Source organism: Methanocaldococcus villosus KIN24-T80 (genome assembly GCF_000371805.1).
Taxonomy (GTDB): Archaea; AGJL01; Methanococci; order Methanococcales; family Methanocaldococcaceae; genus Methanocaldococcus; species Methanocaldococcus villosus.
In genome coordinates this window covers 296,843-317,988 of record NZ_AQUK01000001.1, presented here as the reverse complement: position 1 = coordinate 317,988, position 21,146 = coordinate 296,843, and the positions used below count along the sequence as shown (strand labels likewise).

The window sequence follows — 21,146 nt, the reverse complement described above, 5'->3', positions numbered from 1 at the left end:
AATATTTATATATGAAAACATCCCTAGTAATCATAAAATAGGAATTTTAGGGGATAAAATGTTAAGAGGAAAATCAGCAACATTAGCTGGGATAATAAAAGTAATTATTGAAGAAGAACCAGAAACACAAGATGAGATTGCTGAAAAATTGGGAATAAGTAGGAGATATGTAGCAAAGCTTTTAAAACCATTAATAGATGAAGGGGTTGTAAAGCATCCATATGTTGTAGATTTAAAAAAACTACATAAAATAAATTTAGATTTTGATGAATTTTATGTTATGAAAAATATTATTGAGATTTTAGAAAACATGGAGAGAGTTTTATTAAATGAGTTAGATTCTGTTTATAAGGCTTTAAAAGAGAATAATAAAAAAATAGCTGAAGAGGTTATATTGAAAGATTATGCTTTAAATAAGATGGAAGAAGAAGTAAAAATGTTATTAAAGATTAGTTCTATTAAATACTTGCCAGAATCTTATGCTAATGCTTTCATTATTATAGCCTCTAATTTAGAGAGATTAGGTGATTATCTAGCTAACATAGCTGAAGAAATTGTTAATGGCCTAAAATTAGATGAGACTATAGAGGATGAAGTGGAAAAAATATTTAATATATTAAGGGAGATGCTAAAAGAAGCTTTTGAGGTAGTTAAAACTAAAAAGAAAGAAACAAAAATATACAGACTAGAAGAAGAATTACATAGAAGATTAGATAAACTATTAGATCTTGTTTTAAAAAACAAAAAAGATGATATAAACTTTTACATTCAGTTTGGAATGTTTTTAAAGGATATAGAAAGATTTGGGGATAGGTGTGTTAATATAGTTGATACAGCTTTGGAAGCATATCATAACATCCCAAAAAGTTCAATACCTGAAAGATTAAGGAGATGTAGAGCATGAGAGAATTTATTTTTAAGGCAAATAAAACAATAACCTCCTCAAACATAAATTTAAAAGACTTGCCTGGGAGTTGTGGGAGGTTAGATTTAGTTTGTAGATGTGTAAGTGATTCTCTCTTTCTCTCACATGATATAAGAAGGGATGTTATTTTCTATTCTATCTTATATGGTCCTCCAAATCCACCAATAGCTATAAAGTTTGTTGGAAATGAATTAAAAAAAGTTTCCCCAGATGAGAGGAATATAGCTATATTTATAAAAAAGGCTATAAAAAAATTTGAAGAGTTATCTGAAGAGGAGAAAAAATATTGGAATGAATCAACCCCTGGAATTTATGTAAGGAGAATTGATTTTAAAGATTTAGTATTAGAGAAGATTAATGAAGGAAAAAATATTTATTATTTACATAAAAATGGAAAAGATGTTTATGAGGTTAAGATAAAAAATCCTGTTTTTATTTTAGGAGATCACATTGGATTAACTAAAGAGGATGAAGAATTTTTAGAAGATAAGGCTATTAAAATTTCACTATCTCCTTTAGAATTACATGCCAATCACTGTATTGTTATAATACATAATATTTTAGATAGGTTAGAGTATGGAATATGATGTTGTTGTTATTGGTGGAGGTATTATAGGAAATATAACAGCTAAGGAAATTAAAGGAGATGTATTAATTGTTGAAGAGCATCAGAGTATTGGCTTTCCTTTACAGTGTGCAGGGATTATTAGTAAGAAGTGTTATGAATCTTTAGAAAAACCTAAAGGAGTTGTTAATAAAGTTAGAGGAGCATATATACATACAATTAAAAATACTTTAAAAATTGAAAGTGAAAAAGATATGGCTTATGTAATGGAAAGAAAAGTTATGGATAAAGATATTGCTATAAAAGCTGCTAAAAAGTGTGATATTCTTTTAAAATCTTATGCTGAAGTGGAGGAAAATAAGGTTATTATAAAACATGGGGGAGAAGTTATAGAAATTCAACCTGAAGTTATTGTCTCTGCTGAAGGTGTAAGAGCTAGGACAGGAATGAAGTTAGGGTTATTAAAAGGTAGAGAGGTGCTATCTGCATGCCAATTTGAGATGGTTAATGTTAAAAATATTGATGATGATTTTGTCCATATTTTTTTAGATAAAAGATATTCTGAAAATTTTTTTGTTTGGATAATACCATTAGAGGAGGATAGGGTTAGGGTGGGATTATTAGATAAAGGTGGAGGATATAATAAATTATTAAAATTTATAAATAATAAAAGTGAGATGTTCAAAAACACTTCTATTGTAGAATTTTCTGTTGGAGCATTACCTATTGGGTATTTAAAAAAGACTGTTAAGGATAACATATTATTGGTAGGAGATTCTGCCTGTCATGTAAAACCATTGAGTGGTGGGGGGATATATTATGGTTCTTTAGGTGGAAGAATTGCAGGTAGGGTAATAAATGAGTATTTAAATGGTAGTGGAGATTTAAGAAGGTATGATAAAGAATGGAGAAAGGAATTTGGAGAGGAGTTAAAAACATCATTAATGATTAGAAAACTATTTTTAAAAATGGGTAATGAGACAATAGATGAGATAATAAAGAGAATAAAAGATAGTGATCTTGTTGATTATATAAACAAATATGGGGATATGGAAAAACAGAGTATAATTGCTTTAAAAGTTTTAAAGTCTTTAGGTTTAAGTTTGGGTTTAAAGCTTATAAAAGAGATTTTATAAATTTATATGTATGAATATATACTATTAAAAAATAAAAACCTATGCTGGGAGGTCCCTTTCGGGTTCCCTCCCAGCAGAGGACGTGTGTAGATGTAGGATACCCCAAAGATGGTTAGCGTTGCACGCCCACCCCGATGTTTAATATATCCAAATTTTATATATATACTTTACTAATGGGAAATTATGATAACAAAAATTAAAATAATAAATAGCAATTTAAATAAAGAAGAGGATATTATTGCTATTGAAGAGGAGTATGAGCTTTTTATTAATAATAAATTTATAGGCACATTCTCAATATCCCCTTCTCATATAAAAGAATTTGCTATAGGGCATGCTATAAGTGAGGGTTATGTTAATGAGATAGATAAAGTTTTAGTTGATAATGAAAAAATATTAGTTTTTGGTAGCAAAAAGATTAGAGATTTGTGTATTAAAAAACCTAACATAGATGTTATAAAAAGGGTTATAAATTATAATTTAGAGTTAAAATATTGGAAATTAACAGGATGTTTTCATTGGGCAAGTATTTTTAACAATAATGGAAAGTTTATAACACTCATAGAAGATATAAGTAGGTCATGTGCTGTAGATAAAGTTATAGGTTATGCTTATTTAAATAACTATAACAATATTATCCTTAAATTTAGTGGCAGGATTTTTAAAAGTATTGTCAAGAAAGCAGCAAACTCAGGGATAAAAGTGATAATATCAAAGTCTCCTGCTACAGATAAAGCTATTAAATTAGCTAAAGAGAGAGATATAACATTAATAGGATTTGCAAGGGAAGGGAGGTTTAATATTTATAACCTATAAATCTATAAATTAACCTATAAATAATCTTGGTGAGATAAATGGGTATGACAATTGTTGAAAAAATACTAGCAAGGGCTTCAGGTAAAAAAGAGGTTTCTCCTGGAGATATTGTTATGGCTAAAATTGATAGAGCAATGGTTCATGATATTACTGGGCCATTAACAGTAAATGTTCTTAGGGAGCATAATATAGAAAAAGTTTGGGATAATGAAAGGATTGTTATTCTTTTTGACCATCAAGTTCCTGCAGATAGTATAAAAGCTGCTGAGAATCATAAACTAATGAGAAATTTTGTTAAAAAACATAATATAAAATATTTCTATGATATAAGAGAAGGAGTTTGTCATCAAGTTTTACCAGAAAAAGGTTTTGTAGCTCCTGGAGAGGTCATAGTAGGGGCAGATTCTCACACATGCACACACGGAGCCTTTGGAGCTTTTGCTACAGGTATTGGAAGTACAGACATGGCTCATGTTTTTGCTACAGGAGAACTATGGTTTAAAGTTCCTGAAACAATATACTTTAACATTAATGGAGAGTTGAAAGAGTTTGTAACCTCTAAGGATGTAATTTTATATATAATAGGTGAGATGGGAGTAGATGGAGCTGTTTATAAGGCCTGTCAGTTTGGAGGAGAAACTGTAAGGAATATGTCTATAGCTTCAAGAATGACAATGACTAACATGGCTATAGAGATGGGTGGTAAGACAGGAATTATAGAGCCTGATGAAAAAACTATAAACTATGTTAAAGAGGCCATGAAAAAACATGGTACTGAAAGAGAATTTAAAGTAGTGAAAGCTGATGAAGATGCTGAATATGAAGAGATAATTGACATAGAAGCTGATAAAATAGAACCTGTTGTAGCTTGCCCACATAATGTAGATAATGTAAAACCTGTAAGAGAAGTTGCTGGAAAAGAGATAGATCAGGTCTTTATAGGATCATGTACAAATGGTAGATTTGAAGACCTAAAAATGGCTGCTGATTTTATAGATAAACATGGAGGAATAGCAGATAATGTTAGAGTTATTGTAACTCCTGCATCAAGAGAAGAGTTTTTAAAAGCTTTAAAAGCTGGAGTAATAGAAAAGTTTTTAAAGCATGGATGTGTTGTAACAAACCCTTCATGTTCTGCTTGTATGGGCTCACTTTATGGAGTTCTTGCTGATTATGAAGTGTGTGTCTCAACATCTAATAGGAATTTTAGAGGTAGGCAAGGATCATTAAAAGCTGAAATTTATTTAGCATCCCCAATAACAGCAGCAGCATGTGCAGTAAAAGGAGAAATAGTAGACCCAAGAGATTTATAAGGGAGGGAAAAAATGTTAAAAGCAGATGAGGTTAAGATCACTAAAGTTATTTTAAAATCTTCTTTTGAAATGTGGTTAAGTAATATTGAAGTTGATGTAGTCATTGTAGGAGCAGGGCCATCAGGATTAACATGTGGTAGATATTTAGCTAAAAATGGTTATAAGACATTAATATTGGAAAGACATTTAGCTTTTGGAGGCGGCACATGGGGAGGAGGAATGGGATTTCCTTATATTGTCATTGAACCTCCAGCTAATGAGATATTGGAAGAATGTGGTGTTAAATTAAAAGAAATGGAAGGGTATTATGTTGCAGACTCTGTTGAAGTTCCTGCTAAGCTTGCATGTAAAGCTATTGATGATGGAGCAAAGATATTAACAGGAGTGGTTGTTGAAGATTTAATAGTAAGAGATCATGAAGTTAATGGAGTGGTTATTAATAGCTATGCTATAGAAAGAGCTGGCTTGCACATAGATCCTTTAGCTATCAAAAGTAAAGTTGTTGTTGATGCAACAGGTCATGAGGCAAATGTGGTAAATATCTTAATAAGGAAGAATAAGTTAAAGTTGAATCTTGAGGGAGAAAGGTCAATGTGGGCTGAAAAAGGAGAAAATGAATTATTAGAAAACACAAAAGAAGTTTATCCTAACTTATTTGTATGTGGTATGGCTGCAAATGCTGTTTTTGGTGGGCATAGAATGGGAGCTATATTTGGGGGGATGTATTTATCTGGAAAGAAGTGTGCTGAGTTAATAATGGAAAAATTAAAACTGTAATCTTTTAACAAATCTTACCCAATCATTTACTTTCTCTTTCTCTTCAAATCCTAAGTGCTTATAAAACTTTTTAGCCTGTTCATTTTCAACTCCTGCCCAAAGTTCTATAACATCTCTACCCCTTTTTTTGGCATATTCTATAGCTTTATTTATTAACATTGTTCCTATCCCCCTACCTCTAAAATCTGGATCTACAAAAATCTCATGGATTTCAGCAACTTTTTTCTTTTCTATTTTACTTTCCCAATTACAATCACAGGCTATAAATCCTATAGGTTTATTTTTATACTCAATAATAAAAAATCCATCTTTATCTCTTTTCATTAACCACTTAAAATACCACTTAGCCCATCTTTCAGTTTTATAATAGTATTTTTTAAATCCTTTATATGCCTTATAATAGAGAGATAAGAAGCTTTCCAAGTCAGATTCAGTTACATTTCTTATTTTATAATCACAAGCTATTTCATAAACTTTTATAGCTGCTGTTAAGCATCTAAAAAAATCATCTAATATAGATTTTAATGAACCAATAGAATGTGTTTCTATGTGTAAATTATTATTTTTTAATGTTATTTCAAAGCTATTTTCTTTATAATTGTCAATTTCTAAACTTCTACTTACCTCTTTAGGAATATCAATATTTAAATCAAAAATAACCCACATTATCTCACAAATTTATGCATTTAACTTTATTAATATAATGTTCTAAAAATAAATATGATGCGCCGGCCGGGATTTGAACCCGGGTCGCTGGCTTGGAAGGCCAGAGTGATACCAGGCTACACCACCGGCGCCCTTAACAAAATGGTGCGGCCTCCGGGATTTGAACCCGGGGTCCGGGCGTGGCAGGCCCGTGTGTTACCAGGCTACACCAAGGCCGCACCTAATGAGCAAGATATATAATATTAAAAAGGTATATATAAACTTTTCTATTTCATAATTTTAAATATGTTCATCTCTTAATTAATTTTACAACTTCAGCAACTTTTCTTCCAAGATTTCTTGCAGTTTCTAAACCTATATCATCATTTTTACAATCTTCAGGATCTTTACCTACTCCAGTACCTCCATAATGTGCTGTAGGTTCAGCATCCCCAACAATAATCATAGAATGTATCAAGAAAAAGTTATGAATTTGCTGAATAGTTGTTTCTTGACCACCATTTCTTGAAGCTCCTACAGCTATAGCTCCACCAACTTTATTTTTTAGCTGAAAACCATATCTAAGAGGCCTTGACCTATCCATAAGTATTTTTAATTGAGCTGAAACTCCTCCAAAATAAACTGGAGAGCCTATAATAATACCATCTGCCTCTCTCATTTTATTTAATATATCCTCTACATCATCTATTATTTGACACTGACCTGTCTCTTTACAAACATTACAAGCTATGCATGGATTCATTTCTTTTTTAGCTAAACTTATAAATTCTGTATCAAACCCTTCATTAGCAGCAGCTTTTAAAGCTTCTTTTACTAAAAAACTTGTATTTCCTTCTCTAGGACTACCACTTATACCTAATATCAAAATTTCACCCTTCAAAAATTTTTATATAAACTTTTCTTTCTCTTGGTCCATCAAATTCTGCAAAAAATAAACCCTGCCATGTGCCTAATATAGGCTTTCCATCTTTTATTATTATCATCTCTGAACATCCAATAATAGAACTTTTTATATGTGCATCTGAATTTCCTTCTAAATGCTTATAATTGTAGTTTTTAGGTATTAATTTAGATAAGTAGTTAATAATATCTCCTTTGACTGTTGGATCAGCATTTTCATTAATTGTTATGGCTGCAGTAGTATGTGGAGCGTAGATAATAGCAAAACCTTCATTTACCCCTGATCTTTTTATAGCATCTAATAAAAGGTTGGTAATGTCTATTAATTCTTCCCTTTTTTTACTCCTAACTGTGTAGGTAAATAACATACTTATCACAAAAAATATATTTTTATTTTTCTAAACCACACATCTTTCTTAACCTTTTACCAACTTTTTCAATTAAATGCTCTCTTTCTAATCTTCTTAAGGCATTTAACTTAACAGCTCCTGCCTGGTTCTCTAAACTCCATTCTTTAGCAAAATCTCCTTCTTGTATCTCTTTCAAAATTTCTTTCATAGCTTTTCTAGACTCTTCATTTATTACTCTCTTTCTTCTTGTTAATCCTCCATATTCAGCAGTATTTGAGACACTTTGCCACATACCTTCTAAACCTCTTTGGTATATAAGATCAACTATTAACTTTAATTCATGACAAGTCTCAAAATATGCCATTTCTGGTGAATAACCTGCCTCAACTAATGTTTCAAAAGCTGCTTTTATCAACTCTGTTACTCCACCACATAGAACAACTTGCTCACCAAACAAATCAGTTTCTGTTTCCTCCTTAAATGTAGTTTTTATGACTCCAACTCTTGTTAACCCTATAGCTTTAGCCATCCCTAAAGCAATATCTAATGCATTTCCTGTATAATCTTGTTCAACAGCCACCAATCCAGGCACGCCAAAACCCTCTAAATATGTTTCTCTAACCTTAACTCCAGGAGCTTTTGGAGCAACCATTGTAACATTAACATTATCTGGTGGAATTATTAAACCATAATGTATATTATATCCATGAGAGAAACTTAAGGTCTTTCCTTCTGTTAAGTGTTTTTCAATGTATTTTTTATAAACTATAGGTTGAACTTCATCAGGAATAAGCATATGTATAATATCAGCTTCTTTAGCAGCTTCTTCTATAGTTTTTACATTCATATTATCTTCTATAGCTTTTTTCCAAGATCTTCCATCGGGTCTTAAGCCTAAAATAACATTTAATCCTGAATCTCTCATATTCAAAGCCTGAGCTCTCCCCTGACTACCATAACCTATTACAGCAATAACTTTGTCCTTAACAGCATCTAAACTAACCTCATTATCATAGTAGATTTTCACTCTATCACCTAAAATTAGATTTAATGTTTTGTTAATATATTAATGTTTTTATAATTTATCTTTTATGCTTAATACATTCTTCTATTTTGTAGTTTCCATCCTTGTTTTAATGGATGAGCGATTCAAACAATATCTATACAGCTAATAACTGTGATAAAACAGATATAGTTTCCATCCTTGTTTTAATGGATAAGCGATTCAAACCGCTTAGCACAAGAAGGAATCTTGGAAAGAACATATAGTTTCCATCCTTGTTTTAATGGATAAGCGATTCAAACAAAAAGCGGTTATTATATTGTATATTGACATAAACATGTTTCCATCCTTGTTTTAATGGATAAGCGATTCAAACAAAAAGCGGTTATTATATTGTATATTGACATAAACATGTTTCCATCCTTGTTTTAATGGATAAGCGATTCAAACGTTTGGCAGTAAAAGGTTGTATACGATTAATTTTAATGATGTAGGGTTTCCATCCTTGTTTTAATGGATGAGCGATTCAAACCCTATGCAATCACTAACTATATTCGCCAAAACTCCTATATAAATCTTTCTTTTTCAACAAGATTTTTCTTACTACCCAATTATTAAAACCTTTATAAAGTTAAGAAAGATTATGCAAATTATTTATAAATATAACGCACAACTGTATTATAAAATATAAACAATTAGAACTTACCTAACTAAAATAAAAACAAACTAAACATAAAACTATAAAAATAAATATCTAAAATAATTAAAAAAATCTCAATTTTACTTAGAAAAAATCATTATTACTTTTTCCCGATTTTCTCATACAATTTTTAACAAGAGGGTATATAAAGGCAAGAAAAGTTAATTAGAAAAATTGATAAGAGTTATTAAAAATCTTTATATATAGTTTATATATTTAAAAGTAGATAAACTCTTATCTGTGATAATTATGTTAGATATTGCTTTAAAAGTAGTTAATGAAATAGATAAGAAAATAAAGCCATTAATTGGATGGGAAAAGGCAGAAGAAATTGTTAAAATTGGTGCTGATGGAACTCCAACAAGGAGAATTGATATAATTGCTGAGAATATAGCAATAAATGTACTAAAAAAATTTGGTGGTGTATTAATTAGTGAAGAAATAGGATTAGAAATATTTAACAACTTTAATTATATCTACATTTTAGATCCTATTGATGGAACATATAATGCTTTAAAATCCATTCCTCTATACTCAACATCTATAGCAATAATTAAAATAAAAAATGAGCATAAAGAAACATTAGAAAATTTAAATAAGGAAGAATTAGGCAATTTTATAAAAAATCATTACACTATTGATGATATCAAATTAGGAGTTGTTAAAAACCTTGCTACTGGGGAAATATATTATGCTATTAAAGGAGAAGGATGTTATTTAAAAAGTGAAAATCAAAAAAAGAGATTATATGTTAGTAAAGTTAAAAAATTAAAGGAAGCTACTATTGGACTATCTCCTTATGGATTATCTAATAATGGTCTTTTAGAATTTCTAAAAGAGAGAAGGGCTAGGAGAATAAGATTATTTGGATCAACAGCTTTAGAATTGTGTTTTGTAGCCAACAATGCACTTGATGCATATGTAAATATCAATAATAACTCAAGACTCTGTGATATAGCTGCTGGGTATATAATATGTAAAGAGGCTAACGCTATTGTAACAGATAAAAATGGGAAACCTTTAAATTTGAAGATTGATTTATTTTCAAAAACATCATTAATTGTTAGTAATAAACATTTGCATAAAAAATTAATAGCTTTATTTGGAAATAAATGGGTTATAAAGCCTATATCATTTGGAATAGTTGTTAGAGAAGATAAAAAGTCTGCTATAGAATTAGCAAAAAAGGTTTGTAATTATTTAAAAGAAAGAAACATCCCTTATTATGTTGAAAGTTTTCTAAAAGATGAAGTTGGAGGAAAAGAATTTGACATTAGTAAGGTTTCTCACATCATAGCTATAGGAGGGGATGGGACAATATTAAAAGCTGCTAGAATTGTTGGTGATAATCCTATACCAATACTTTCAATAAACATGGGTAATGTAGGTTTTTTAGCTAATTTTAATAAAAAAGATATATTTAAAGCTATAAATATGATTATAGAAGGAGATTATGAAATAGAAATAAAATCAAGAGTTCAGTGTAAAATAAACAATAATAAAAAAACATCTCCAGCATTGAATGAGGTAGTGGTTATAACAAAACATCCAGCTAAAATGTTAGAGTTTAACATATATATAAATGATAAACTTGTTGAACATGTCAGAGCTGATGGAATAATTGTAGCCTCACCAAATGGATCAACAGCATATTCTTTAAGTGCTGGAGGACCTATAGTTGAACCTAGTGTTGAATGCTTTATTATCTCTCCAATATGTCCTTTTAAGCTCTCATCAAGACCAATGGTTGTTTCTATTTTAAATAAAATAAAAATAGAGCTTCTAGTAGATAAACCTGCTTTAGTTGTTGTTGATGGAAATGTAGAAGGAGAGATAAATAAGGGGGATATTCTAACATTTGAAAGAGGGCCTGACTGTTATTTTATTAAAGGTAAGGACTTCTATGAAAAACTTAAAAACTTTGGGATATCATGATTGTTATTTTAGTAAACCCTAAATACTCTGGAAATGTAGGTAGTGTTGCAAGAGTTATGAAAAATTTTGATTTTGAAGAACTCAGAATTGTTGGGAGTAAAGAGATAGTAAATAATGAAGCATATATGATGGCTATGCATGCTAAAGATATTCTTGATAGAGCAAAATTTTATAAAACTTTTGATGATGCTATTAAGGATTTGGATTTTATTATAGCCACTTCTGGAGCTAGAGGGGGAGATAGAAATTTAAAAAGAGTTCCAATAACTCCAAAAGAACTTGCTAAAAAGATTCTGGAGATTAAAGGGAAGATAGGAATAGTTTTTGGTAGGGAAGATGATGGGCTAAGAAATGAAGAGATAGATAAATGTGACCTCTTAGTCTCTATCCCCACTTCCCAAAAGTATCCAATTATGAACCTTTCTCATGCAGTAGCTGTTATATTATATGAGATATACTCAACAAAAGTAGAAAATAAATTTTTAGATATAAATATAAGAGAGGCTTCTAAGGAAGATAAGGAGCTATTAATAAAGAAATTTAATGAATTTATTGAAAAAAAGGATTTACCAGAGCATAAAAAAGAACTTTGTAAAATAATATTTAAGAGATTGGTTAATAGAGCTTTTATATCTGGGAAAGAAGCATGGGCATTGATGAATGCTTTTAAATCAGATTAGCCCTAAAGCATCCTCTATTATTAATAATTCTGGACCTGTTGTGTCCCCACCAACTATAGCTCCTTTTGTATTAGCAATTACACAAGCCCCAACTGATGTAGTTCCCTTATTAGCAGTTCCTTTTCCAATATACTCTACTTTAAATAACTCTTTTAAAAAATTTAATTCATCTTCTTCAGTTAATGGATGAACTAAACAACCTTTATTTGTTAAAACTCCATTACTTCCAACTGTTGGTAAATCTACTATTGTCCCAACTTCTGTTTCAACATTTAAATAATCCTCTATGTCTTTTTTAAAATCAGCCAACTCAGGGGAGATAAGAGCTCCATTATCATTAGTTAATATTAAATTACCTAAAGCAGTATTTTTTGATTTAATTATCCCTAAATTAATATCTATATCATTATTTTTTAAAAAGCTTTTTAGCACTTCCAATTCATCATCTTTAACAATCTTTGGAAGTAAGATAGCATAGCTGTTTCCTGCAACTAATGAACCTATAAGTGAGCTTCCACCAATATTGATCTGTAATATTTCAGTTTTTAAAACTTCTTTTACATCCAATATATCTTTTCTTTCTAAAAAGATAGGTAATAGTGTTAAAAACTCATTAGTAAATGCTAAAACTCCTACAGTAGGAATACCAGAAAAGTATTTTTTAATAATCATAAACAATCACTCAGCTAATGTGGCTATAACAGTGTCCCCTTCTTTGACAGCTTTAACTCTTACTCTTGCAGGAGGTTTTTCTATTCCTCTTTCCCAAATCTTTTCATTTAACTTATTATCTATTTTGACATTTTCAGCTTTCATATGTCTTTTTAAGAATTCTTTTATCTTTTTAATAGCTCTTGGAGCTCTCTTTTTTCTTGTAGATCTATTTATAACATCTCTTAAAGATATTGTATATATTCTCTCCATCTGTATCACCCACATTATGCACTAACTTCTTCTTCTCTAACATATCCTTCATTCTCCTCCTTCTTTGCTAAGCTTAAAACCTCTGATTTATATATAATAACATTTTTTATAGGGACTATTTTCTTAGCAGCCTCTTTTATCTTTTCTGCCATTTCTCCAAATAGCATAGCTTGTACATACTGTGGGAATGTTTTTTCATTAGCCATGTTTTTAATTATCTCTACCATCATTTTTCTAATATCTGACTTTTGCTTAGTGTTTATTCTATAAGCTGTTAATACTGTAGCTTTTGTCCTAATTTTGTATCCATCTTGAGTAGTTACATCTACAATAGCATCTATCTTACTTCTTCTTCTCCTAACCTGTGATTTCATATATTCTCTTGTTGTGTCATGCCCATAATATTGGGCTATTGCTTTATTCCCAGTAACTCCAAATATTTTGAAATATACTCTATGCATGTGTTTTGTAGGATCTCCTGTTAAATCTTTTAAACTGGTTTCAGCTACCCTACCTAAGACTAAGCTTGGATCATTTGCAGGAGTGTAGCCTATAAATACTCCTCCAAACTCTGGAGTGGCATATATTTCATACCAAACTTTCTCTTTCCACTTATCTCTAACCTTTCTTACTTTTCTTCTTCCTCTTGCTACAGCCATTGTTTCACCTTAATTTATTCTCTGTAATACTCTGTTAAATCTACATATCTTCTCATAGGTTTTATAACCTCTCCATACAGCCTAACAATATCTTTTGCCTTAGCTTTTTTTGAAAATCCTTTTTCTTTTTTTATTTTTTTCAACCTAAAGAACCCTTCATTTATCTTATAAACTTTTCCCATCTCAAATTCAAAGTCTTTTGGGACAAAAATATAAATACTGTATGTTCTGTTTCCATCATTTATTGTTATACCTAACTTCTTTGGGATTGATAAAGATTTTCCCCATATAACTTTTATTTCTTTACCTAATGCTGATCTCTTTTCATCAGGAGTTTCTATTTTTGTTATCTCTATCTCTTCCCCTTCATGTTCTATAACATCTCCCACTTTGTAAATCTGATCTTCAGGAATATTAATTACTTTTGCTACAGAGATGTCATATCTACTTATAATTAATTTGGCCTGGGAGAGTTTTATCTTATCAGATATCTCTTTAACATAACCACACTTGGGACACTTTAATAAATAATAATATGCTCTATCAAACTCCTTCTTTTTAACTACAATCATCTCCTCATGCCCACAATTCTCACATATTTCATTTATTCTTTCCATTTTACCATCTTTATTTTTTCTTTCTTCTTCTCTTTCTTTTATCTTTTGGTTGAATAACTATTCTATATTTTGGATTTGCAGCCCTCTCTAAAAATTCTTCATATGTAAATGGAACATTGTCATCAGTTATAACTCCCCTATTTTTAAGATATTCTTTTGTTAATATGTAATATATTAAAGCTACAGCTTTTTTTCCTTTATTGTTTGTTGGGATTACAAGATCTATAAATGATGTCAAATGTTCTGTATCACATAGGGCTACTATTGGGATTCCTATTTCTATAGCCTCTTTTAAAGCCTGTCTATCAACTCTTGGATCACTTATAAATATGACTTCAGGTTCTATAAACCCTTTATATGATGGATTTGTTAAAGTTCCAGGAACAAATCTTCCTACTACTGTTCTAATTCCTGTATATTTCCCAAATTCTTCTAATGGTCCCATTGTATATATTCTTCTTGAGACAGCCAATATATCTTCTGGTTCATATCTTGCTAAGAACTTAGCTGCTATCCTTAATCTTTCATCAGTCTTTCTAACATCTAAAACATACAGACCATCACTTCTAACTCTATATATAAACCTCTCCATATCTTTTGTCTTCTGCTGAGTACCTATGTGAATTCCTGAGGCTAAATATGTATCTAATGGAACCAGCAGCTCTTCTGCCATCTTTATCACCTAAAAAAGTTTTATAAATCTTTTTATCGGGGGGTTTAAAAATTAGTGGTTGTTTCCCCCATAAGCAATTACTTCCCTCTTCTTCCATGAGCTCTAATGCTTGGTCTAACTTTTTCAGCACCTATTCCTTTATTTCTTAATCCTCTACCTTTCTTACCTGCTGATGTTAAACCTCTAAATGCTCTTCCTTTATGCTTTCCAGTACATATCCAAGCATAGTTTGGATCAGCTTGAATGGCTGGATGTGCAGGATCTACAAGAATAACCTCATACCACTTATACTTCCCATCTTCCCCTACCCAATAACTGTTTAAAACTTCCATGTTTGGATATTTCCTAGCAGCTCTCTCTTCAGCTATTCTTTGAATAGATTTACCCATTGTTATTTTATTAACTCCCAATGTTGCAGGTTTTTTAGAATTTTTAGGTCTTGGTTTTCTTAATCCTCCTCTTCTAACTCTTACCCTAACAACAATTATTCCCTGTTTTGGTTTATAACCTAATGATCTTGCTCTATCTAATCTTGTTGGTCTCTCTATTCTAACAACTGCAGGTTCTCTTCTCCACTGCTGTAGTCTTTCCCATAACAGCTGCCTTACATATGTTTCTTTTGGTCTTTTCCATGCTTCCCTTATATATTTATATATTCCCATTTTATCCCTCTATTAGGGTTCAGCATATTGCCACATCCCCTTAGTTTTCATAGAATAATATAAAAGTTATTTATAAACTTTATGCTAAAACTTATCATAGTGGTAAATATGGATATCGCACTTTGGGTTAGAATGATTATGGATGGAATAAAGAGGAAGAATATAAATCCTTGGGAAGTAAATATAGCGGATGTAGCTGATTATTATATAAATAAAATAAAGGAACTAAGGAAGTTTGATATAAGATTATCTGCTGATGTTATATTGGTTGGAGGTATATTATTAAGAATGAAATCTGAATCATTGTATGAGAGTTTTATAGAGAAGAAAGAAAAAAGAAAAATAAGAAAAAATCCTAAAACAGTAAATGAGTTAATAGAAACTATAGAAGAGGAGTTAAAAAAAGTTAAAAAGAGAAGTAGAAAAAAGAATGTTAAAAAGGATGAAGATTATGAATATTACAATATAAATGAGATAATTGATGAGTTAGTAGAGAGTGAAGACATTGATAAAATTATAGAAAACTTATTAAAAGAATTAAAAGAGGATAAAATAATAATCTTTCAAGAAAAATTTAAAAGCAAAGATGAAAAAATTAAATATTTTTTACCTTCTCTCTACTTAGCTAATGAAGGAAAAGCTGAAATAATTCAAGAAAAGATGTTTGATAAATTAATTATAAAAATTAAAGAATAAATTACTTGCAACACAAATTTCTATAACAATAACCAACACAGTTCTTTTTATTTACTTTAATATCTATGGGAAACTCTTCATTTTCAATAATATCAAAGATTAAATCAACAAATTTTATAGCATTATTGATATCTTTTTGATTAAAAGTAATTTCTTTAACTAAATTTCCACTCCTTACATAAACTACAAAACCTCTATTAACTTTAGCATTGAAATTTTCTTTAATTAATAATCCATAAAGTATAGACTGATATTTATGAATTTTAAAATATATTTTTATATTCTGCAAATTTGTAATCAAGAGGGGCATAACTCTCATCTTTTAACTCTAAAACCTCATCCACAATGCCAACAATCCTATATTTTTTAGAGGAGAGATAAACATTTGTGAATTTTGCCTTTGCATTTATAGATTTTCTAATGTAATTCTTTATCAGCTAATGGGGTGATGGGAACTATGGTTTTTTGTATCGATACGCTTTGCTCCAATGGGGTTTAAATGACCTAGGAGAAATAAAACTTACAGGGATATGCCTAAAAGCTCTCTCAATTCCAAAGATTATTATCCACGATTTGATCTTAGTCTTATTTAGATCAGAATGCTATGTAAGCCAATTAAGGTCATATAGACTAAAAAATAACTGGTGAAAAATATGAAGTCAGATAACCTATCCAATTATGGATTTAACACATGGAAAAAACTTTCTGAGCTAAGGGAAGAAGATATTCCTGAAAAGCCAGGAGTTTATGTACTTAGATTAAATAAAACATTTGGAAGACTTATTGGCAAGTCCGATATTCTTTACATAGGTTCTACAAAGAATCTCAGAAGGAGAATATGGGAGAACTATATTGAAGGAGGGGAAAATCAAAAGGGAACCGCAAAAAGAATACACGACTACTTAACGAAAAAAGGTTATCTTAATGAGGTCGAAGTTAGTTGGGTAATCCATGAAAATTACAGAGAAGTAGAAAGAAAGCTTAGAGAAGACTACGAGAATGATCACCATGAATTGCCACCATGGAATAGGCAGAAGTAAATTTACTCTTTTCTTTAGGATTCCTAACCAATATTGGCTAAATATTTTCTTAACTCATCAAGTATTCGATAAATACATTGCTCCAATAAAGGCAAGAGACTTCTTACATCCTCTCTAACGCCCTCGTGAAATATATCGTTACGTAAATCGTAGATTTTATCAATACTGCTTTCATATCCGTACTTCTGAAGAATTGCCTTCATTTTTTTCTATGTCTACCTCCTCTACTTGATCCAAACTTATAAGTTTTCCAAACTTCGAGTGCAGTCCATAATAGCATAAATTTATTTATATCATCCTGCTCTAATAATGCCTTATTATACCAATACAAAAAACGTAAGATATAGTCTTGTTCGTTGGGATCCATAGTATCTAAAATATTAAGTGCATTCATAACATTCTTTAGTGACTCTTCACTTAAATCTAACCTAATTGAAAATCTGTCTTTTAATCTTATTGTTACACTCGTTATGATTCTTGCAGATATTAATCCATTTTTTCTTCTACTATGAGTTTGGAGCTTGGTATTTCAAAAACCTTAAAATTGTCAATAGTTGCACCTACATTAGTCTTAAGGCATATAATTGCCAAGATTTTTTCTATAACCCTCTTTCCATAAATACTTGCATTATCCAAATTCTCCGCTTCAATATTGAAGCTAATTTTTACCTTCGTTTTACTTATGGATTCAAAAGTTATGCCATTTACCGCTACTGTTTTATCTATGTATATGTACCGATCTTCTCTAAACTTCAAGACAGCCTCGCATTTGAATAATTTGCTATGATTACTCAAATCTTATCACCCCTAAAAAATATCCTAAGAGGGAGAGATAAAGATAGTCGATGCTAAACCGATTGAAACGAAAGAACTTGTAAGGTTTAACAGACACAAGAAGAGAGGAGAATCGAGCATAGTGAGAGAAGAAGAATCGATAGGCTAAAATCCATCAAAAAAAGATTCTACTGCGGTTACAAGATAACCTGCGTTACGAATGGAAGATTCTTGAACCTGTTTTACGTTGATACAGCAAGAAAGCACGATTTAGCTGTGCTGAAGGAGAAAGAAGACGATTTTGTTGAAAGATTGAAAGGAAAAACCGTTATTGACGATAAAGGATACGTTAGCAAGGAGTTCGCTGAAGAAATGGAGAAAAGGGGTGTTGTATTCATTGCAGTGAAAAGATAAAGAGCGATGAGGAAGCCGAATACTACGAATTCCTCTCCAGACTGAGGAAGAAGATCGAAACCCTTTTTTCAGTTGCAGATAACTTCGGATTAAAGTTTATAAGGGCTGTGAGCAGAAGAGGTCTGGCCGTTAAGATCATTCTTGGTCTGTTAGCTTTTAACTTCTATCAGCTAATGGGGTGATGGGAACTATGGTTATATATATAATTTTTATGCTTTATTTATATAGGGGGTAGTAATGTTGTCAAGTGTAGCAACAATTGGGAAATATGTTATTGAAAAAGAGGGAAAAGATATCAATAATCCATTGTCTATACTTGTAGAGAATCCAAATATTGATGGAAATTATAATATAATATTTAAAATTACATTTGACGAAGATTTTAATTATTTGGGGGTTTTTGATGATAAATTTGATAGTTCCATGGTTTTAAAACTGCTTTATAAGAAAGGTTCTCCAAGAGGTGCTGATTTAAGCCCAACCTCTAAATTAGTTGATGCTGAAAAAACATTTAAAAATAAAATATTAAAAGCAGTTGTAGATGCAAATAAATATAAAAAATCTAATTTTTTAAAAAGATTGGAAAAAGTATTAAAAAATTATGAAAAGAAAATTATTGAAGATATTAAAAAATTAAAGAAAAATTATCCAAATGAAGGAGTTATTTTAACATTGGTTTTTAGAAAGAATGGTGAAGAATTTTATGTTGGGGATATAAAAGAGTTTAGAGACTATTTTATTCATAAGGCTACTATGGATTATTATTATATGAAAACTGGAAATATTACTGCAAAAGGTATAGGGGTTTGTTCTATTTGTAATGAAAAAGGAGAAGTATTTGGATTATTTAGAGAGTTTGGATTTTACACAATAGATAAAATTGGAAATGTTAATGGGCTGAATCCAAATGAAGCATGGAAAACATTTCCAATATGTTTAAAATGTGCTTTATATGTTAAAGCAGGAAAAAATTATTTGGATGAGCATTTAAAAGTAAGATTTTATGGAAATGATTTATACATTATTCCAAAGGTTTTGGATGAAAAAGATATTGAAAAAGTATTAGAAAGATTTGAAGATATGGCAGAAAAATTTGGAACAAAGGATTATTCATACTTGGAAAATATGTTATTTAAATTTCTTTCAAGAGAAGATATTTATCTATATATCACTTTTATGTTTTTTAAGAAAGGAAATGATTTTAAAATTACTCAAGTAATTGAAGACATTCTTCCATCAAGATTTAGAAGGTTGTATGAAGAAATGGATAAAGTGGAGGATTATGGGATATTTAAGTATTATAAATTAAAAAATAAAAAACTTTCAAAAACTGAAAAAGAATATTATAGAAAAATTTTAGGAGAAGATTTAAAGGGATTAAAATTTAGATTTGGTTATATAAAAGAATTCTTTGGTAATGATGAGTTTTTGAAAATAATAAATATAATCATCTCAAACAAAAAAATTGATTATTATTATCTTATTAAAACTTTCATTTCAAAAATTAGGGAGATATTTATTAAGAATGAGCCTTATGAACTTTATGCTTATAAATCATTTATGATTCTCCTTTATTTGATGAATTTAGGTATTTTGGAGGGGAATGTTATGGGAGATAGTAAAGAGTATTATCTCTATGATGAGGTGGATGAGTTTTTCAATAACTATAGCGGATTTTTTGATAGGGATGAAAAGAAAGCAGTATTTTTACTCGGGGTTTTAGTAGGTAAGCTATTAAATCTTCAGTATCAAAAGAGAGGTAGTAGGCCATTCCAATCAAAATTATATGGATTAAATTTGAATAAAAGTAAAGTAGAAAATATATTCAAAGAACTTAATAAGAAGTTTATGGAGTATGAGAGAGAGGATAATAAACTATATTATAAAAAATTAAGGGAAAAAGCGGCAGAATACTTTTTAAAAGCAGGAAATGATTGGAACATAAAAGATAATGAAATTTCATATATCTTCACACTGGGTATGGCAATGAGTGATAGATTTAAAGGAGGTGGTGTTGATGATAATAAAGAATAGAAGTGAAATTTTATTTTTATATGATGTTAAAGATGCAAATCCAAATGGAGATCCTTTAGAAGAGAACAAACCAAGAATTGATGAAGAAACTGGAGTGAATATTGTAACTGATGTAAGGTTAAAGAGAACAATAAGAGATTATTTGGATAGTATTGGAGAAACCATATTTATAAAAGAAGTTAGGGAAGAAAATGGAAAATTGAAAACCAAAGAAGAGAGATTAGAGGAATTGGAAATAAAAAAAGGAGAAGATTTATTAAAATGTATTGATGTTAGATTATTTGGAGCTACTGTGGCAGTTAAAAATAATACAATAACCTTTACTGGACCAGTTCAATTTAGGTTTGGTAGAAGTTTACATAAGGTTTATCCAAAATTAATTAAAGGAACCACTGTAATGCCCTCTGATAAAGAAAAAAAGCAGGGGACATTTACTGAATATTGGATTGTACCATATTCACTAATTGCATTTTATGGTATAATAAATGAAAATGCTGCAAAAACCACAAAATTGACAGAAGAGGATGTTAAAAAACTAATTGAAGGCATGTGGAATGGAACTAAAAATTTAATTAGCAGAAGTAAAGTGGGGCACACACCAAGATTATTAATTAAGGTTAATTATAAGGAAAAAAATTACCATATTGGGGATTTAGATAAAGCTCTAAAGTTGATTTCAGATATTGAAGATGAGAAAATTAGAGATGTTAAAGATTTTAAGTTAGATTTAACTGAATTAATTGATCTATTAAAAGAAAATAAAGATAAAATCGAGAGTATTGAATATATTTGGGATAGAAGATTAAAATTAACCTATAATGGAAAAGATTTTGATTTCAGTGATGTTGAACTTCCATTTAGGGAAATCTCATTATAATTTTTATATT

General features: G+C 30.0%; 25 protein-coding genes and 2 tRNA genes. 13 read left to right on the top strand and 14 right to left on the bottom strand.

Annotated features, from left to right (window positions below; translation table 11 throughout):
- The first annotated feature begins 58 nt into the window (after positions 1 to 58).
- From METVI_RS0101780 to METVI_RS0101755, 6 genes are all read left to right on the top strand, one after another.
- The gene (locus METVI_RS0101780) at positions 59 to 904 is read left to right on the top strand and encodes a PhoU domain-containing protein (RefSeq protein WP_004590346.1); all 846 of its coding nucleotides are present in this window, start codon (positions 59 to 61) and stop codon (positions 902 to 904) included.
- The gene (gene trmY, locus METVI_RS0101775) at positions 901 to 1,512 is read left to right on the top strand and encodes a tRNA (pseudouridine(54)-N(1))-methyltransferase TrmY (RefSeq protein ID WP_004590345.1); all 612 of its coding nucleotides are present in this window, start codon (positions 901 to 903) and stop codon (positions 1,510 to 1,512) included. Before METVI_RS0101780 ends, trmY begins: the two co-directional genes overlap by 4 nt.
- Entirely contained in the window at positions 1,502 to 2,626 is a 1,125-nt protein-coding gene (locus METVI_RS0101770; protein WP_004590344.1) for an NAD(P)/FAD-dependent oxidoreductase, read from the top strand. Before trmY ends, METVI_RS0101770 begins: the two co-directional genes overlap by 11 nt.
- 183 nt (positions 2,627 to 2,809) lie before the next feature.
- Positions 2,810 to 3,442 (top strand): formate dehydrogenase accessory sulfurtransferase FdhD, encoded by a 633-nt coding sequence (locus tag METVI_RS0101765; RefSeq protein ID WP_004590342.1) that lies wholly within the window; start codon positions 2,810 to 2,812, stop codon positions 3,440 to 3,442.
- Positions 3,443 to 3,480: 38 nt separating this feature from the next.
- Positions 3,481 to 4,755, top strand: a complete 1,275-nt coding sequence (gene leuC / locus METVI_RS0101760) for an isopropylmalate/citramalate isomerase large subunit (protein ID WP_004590339.1) — start codon at positions 3,481 to 3,483, stop codon at positions 4,753 to 4,755.
- Between the two features lie 12 nt (positions 4,756 to 4,767).
- Positions 4,768 to 5,532 carry a sulfide-dependent adenosine diphosphate thiazole synthase gene (locus tag METVI_RS0101755; protein ID WP_004590337.1) on the top strand — a complete coding sequence of 255 codons (765 nt, stop codon included), beginning with the start codon at positions 4,768 to 4,770 and terminating at the stop codon, positions 5,530 to 5,532.
- Here the strand turns inward: METVI_RS0101755 and METVI_RS0101750 are convergent.
- The 6 genes from METVI_RS0101750 to ilvC all read right to left on the bottom strand — a co-directional run bounded on the left by METVI_RS0101750 (position 5,521) and on the right by ilvC (position 8,475).
- Complete coding sequence (locus tag METVI_RS0101750) at positions 5,521 to 6,198, bottom strand: KEOPS complex subunit Pcc1 (protein ID WP_004590334.1); 678 nt, start codon at positions 6,196 to 6,198, stop codon at positions 5,521 to 5,523. The two genes, METVI_RS0101755 and METVI_RS0101750, sit on opposite strands and share 12 nt — an antisense overlap.
- Positions 6,199 to 6,256: 58 nt before the next feature.
- A tRNA-Gly gene (locus METVI_RS0101745) sits at positions 6,257 to 6,329 on the bottom strand.
- 11 nt (positions 6,330 to 6,340) lie between these two features.
- Positions 6,341 to 6,416, bottom strand: a tRNA-Gly gene (locus METVI_RS0101740).
- A 71-nt stretch (positions 6,417 to 6,487) separates the two neighbouring features.
- Positions 6,488 to 7,066, bottom strand: a complete 579-nt coding sequence (locus METVI_RS0101735; protein ID WP_026152857.1) for a flavodoxin family protein — start codon at positions 7,064 to 7,066, stop codon at positions 6,488 to 6,490.
- Position 7,067: 1 nt separating this feature from the next.
- Entirely contained in the window at positions 7,068 to 7,466 is a 399-nt protein-coding gene (locus METVI_RS0101730; protein ID WP_017980974.1) for a secondary thiamine-phosphate synthase enzyme YjbQ, read from the bottom strand.
- A gap of 22 nt (positions 7,467 to 7,488) precedes the next feature.
- Positions 7,489 to 8,475: a ketol-acid reductoisomerase gene (ilvC, locus tag METVI_RS0101725; RefSeq protein ID WP_004590328.1), complete on the bottom strand. Its 987-nt coding sequence runs from the start codon at positions 8,473 to 8,475 to the stop codon at positions 7,489 to 7,491.
- Positions 8,476 to 9,400: 925 nt separating this feature from the next.
- On the opposite strand from ilvC, the gene METVI_RS0101720 reads away from it, so the two are divergent.
- Together METVI_RS0101720 and METVI_RS0101715 are read left to right on the top strand one after the other, a co-directional pair.
- Positions 9,401 to 11,086 carry a bifunctional NADP phosphatase/NAD kinase gene (locus METVI_RS0101720; protein ID WP_017980973.1) on the top strand — a complete coding sequence of 562 codons (1,686 nt, stop codon included), beginning with the start codon at positions 9,401 to 9,403 and terminating at the stop codon, positions 11,084 to 11,086.
- The gene (locus tag METVI_RS0101715; protein WP_017980972.1) at positions 11,083 to 11,766 is read left to right on the top strand and encodes a TrmJ/YjtD family RNA methyltransferase; all 684 of its coding nucleotides are present in this window, start codon (positions 11,083 to 11,085) and stop codon (positions 11,764 to 11,766) included. The genes METVI_RS0101720 and METVI_RS0101715 overlap by 4 nt, the downstream gene beginning before the upstream one ends.
- Here METVI_RS0101715 and METVI_RS0101710 read toward each other — a convergent pair.
- From METVI_RS0101710 to METVI_RS0101685, 6 genes are all read right to left on the bottom strand, one after another.
- Positions 11,758 to 12,438: a translation initiation factor IF-6 gene (locus METVI_RS0101710; protein ID WP_017980971.1), complete on the bottom strand. Its 681-nt coding sequence runs from the start codon at positions 12,436 to 12,438 to the stop codon at positions 11,758 to 11,760. The genes METVI_RS0101715 and METVI_RS0101710 overlap by 9 nt on opposite strands.
- 6 nt (positions 12,439 to 12,444) lie before the next feature.
- Positions 12,445 to 12,696 carry a 50S ribosomal protein L31e gene (locus METVI_RS0101705; protein ID WP_026152854.1) on the bottom strand — a complete coding sequence of 84 codons (252 nt, stop codon included), beginning with the start codon at positions 12,694 to 12,696 and terminating at the stop codon, positions 12,445 to 12,447.
- An 8-nt stretch (positions 12,697 to 12,704) separates the two neighbouring features.
- Positions 12,705 to 13,349, bottom strand: a complete 645-nt coding sequence (locus tag METVI_RS0101700) for a 30S ribosomal protein S3ae (RefSeq protein ID WP_017980969.1) — start codon at positions 13,347 to 13,349, stop codon at positions 12,705 to 12,707.
- 14 nt (positions 13,350 to 13,363) lie between these two features.
- A complete protein-coding gene (locus METVI_RS0101695; RefSeq protein WP_017980968.1) occupies positions 13,364 to 13,966 on the bottom strand; it encodes an HVO_0476 family zinc finger protein in 603 nt (200 codons plus the stop codon).
- Positions 13,967 to 13,976: 10 nt separating this feature from the next.
- Positions 13,977 to 14,639 carry a 30S ribosomal protein S2 gene (gene rpsB, locus METVI_RS0101690; RefSeq protein ID WP_017980967.1) on the bottom strand — a complete coding sequence of 221 codons (663 nt, stop codon included), beginning with the start codon at positions 14,637 to 14,639 and terminating at the stop codon, positions 13,977 to 13,979.
- 77 nt (positions 14,640 to 14,716) lie between these two features.
- The gene (locus METVI_RS0101685) at positions 14,717 to 15,301 is read right to left on the bottom strand and encodes a 50S ribosomal protein L15e (RefSeq protein WP_017980966.1); all 585 of its coding nucleotides are present in this window, start codon (positions 15,299 to 15,301) and stop codon (positions 14,717 to 14,719) included.
- A 108-nt stretch (positions 15,302 to 15,409) separates the two neighbouring features.
- On the opposite strand from METVI_RS0101685, the gene METVI_RS0101680 reads away from it, so the two are divergent.
- Positions 15,410 to 15,997, top strand: coding sequence for a segregation/condensation protein A (locus METVI_RS0101680; RefSeq protein WP_017980965.1), 588 nt, complete (start codon positions 15,410 to 15,412; stop codon positions 15,995 to 15,997).
- A gap of 1 nt (position 15,998) precedes the next feature.
- Here the strand turns inward: METVI_RS0101680 and METVI_RS07130 are convergent, their stop codons facing one another.
- Positions 15,999 to 16,316 carry a CRISPR-associated protein Cas4 gene (locus METVI_RS07130; protein ID WP_238318265.1) on the bottom strand — a complete coding sequence of 106 codons (318 nt, stop codon included), beginning with the start codon at positions 16,314 to 16,316 and terminating at the stop codon, positions 15,999 to 16,001.
- 334 nt (positions 16,317 to 16,650) lie between these two features.
- On the opposite strand from METVI_RS07130, the gene METVI_RS0101670 reads away from it, so the two are divergent.
- The gene (locus METVI_RS0101670; RefSeq protein ID WP_017980964.1) at positions 16,651 to 17,037 is read left to right on the top strand and encodes a GIY-YIG nuclease family protein; all 387 of its coding nucleotides are present in this window, start codon (positions 16,651 to 16,653) and stop codon (positions 17,035 to 17,037) included.
- Positions 17,038 to 17,523: 486 nt separating this feature from the next.
- Here METVI_RS0101670 and METVI_RS0101655 read toward each other — a convergent pair whose 3' ends face one another.
- On the bottom strand, positions 17,524 to 17,832 hold the full coding sequence (locus METVI_RS0101655; protein ID WP_017980961.1) for a hypothetical protein: 309 nt from the start codon (positions 17,830 to 17,832) through the stop codon (positions 17,524 to 17,526).
- Between the two features lie 111 nt (positions 17,833 to 17,943).
- Here METVI_RS0101655 and METVI_RS07365 point away from each other — a divergent pair, with 111 nt between their 5' ends.
- From METVI_RS07365 to cas7b, 3 genes are all read left to right on the top strand, one after another.
- Entirely contained in the window at positions 17,944 to 18,225 is a 282-nt protein-coding gene (locus METVI_RS07365; protein ID WP_081604662.1) for a transposase, read from the top strand.
- 237 nt (positions 18,226 to 18,462) lie between these two features.
- Positions 18,463 to 20,259 (top strand): TIGR02556 family CRISPR-associated protein, encoded by a 1,797-nt coding sequence (locus METVI_RS0101645; protein ID WP_017980959.1) that lies wholly within the window; start codon positions 18,463 to 18,465, stop codon positions 20,257 to 20,259.
- Positions 20,243 to 21,136 (top strand): type I-B CRISPR-associated protein Cas7/Csh2, encoded by an 894-nt coding sequence (gene cas7b / locus METVI_RS0101640; protein ID WP_017980958.1) that lies wholly within the window; start codon positions 20,243 to 20,245, stop codon positions 21,134 to 21,136. Before METVI_RS0101645 ends, cas7b begins: the two co-directional genes overlap by 17 nt.
- Positions 21,137 to 21,146 lie beyond the last annotated feature (10 nt).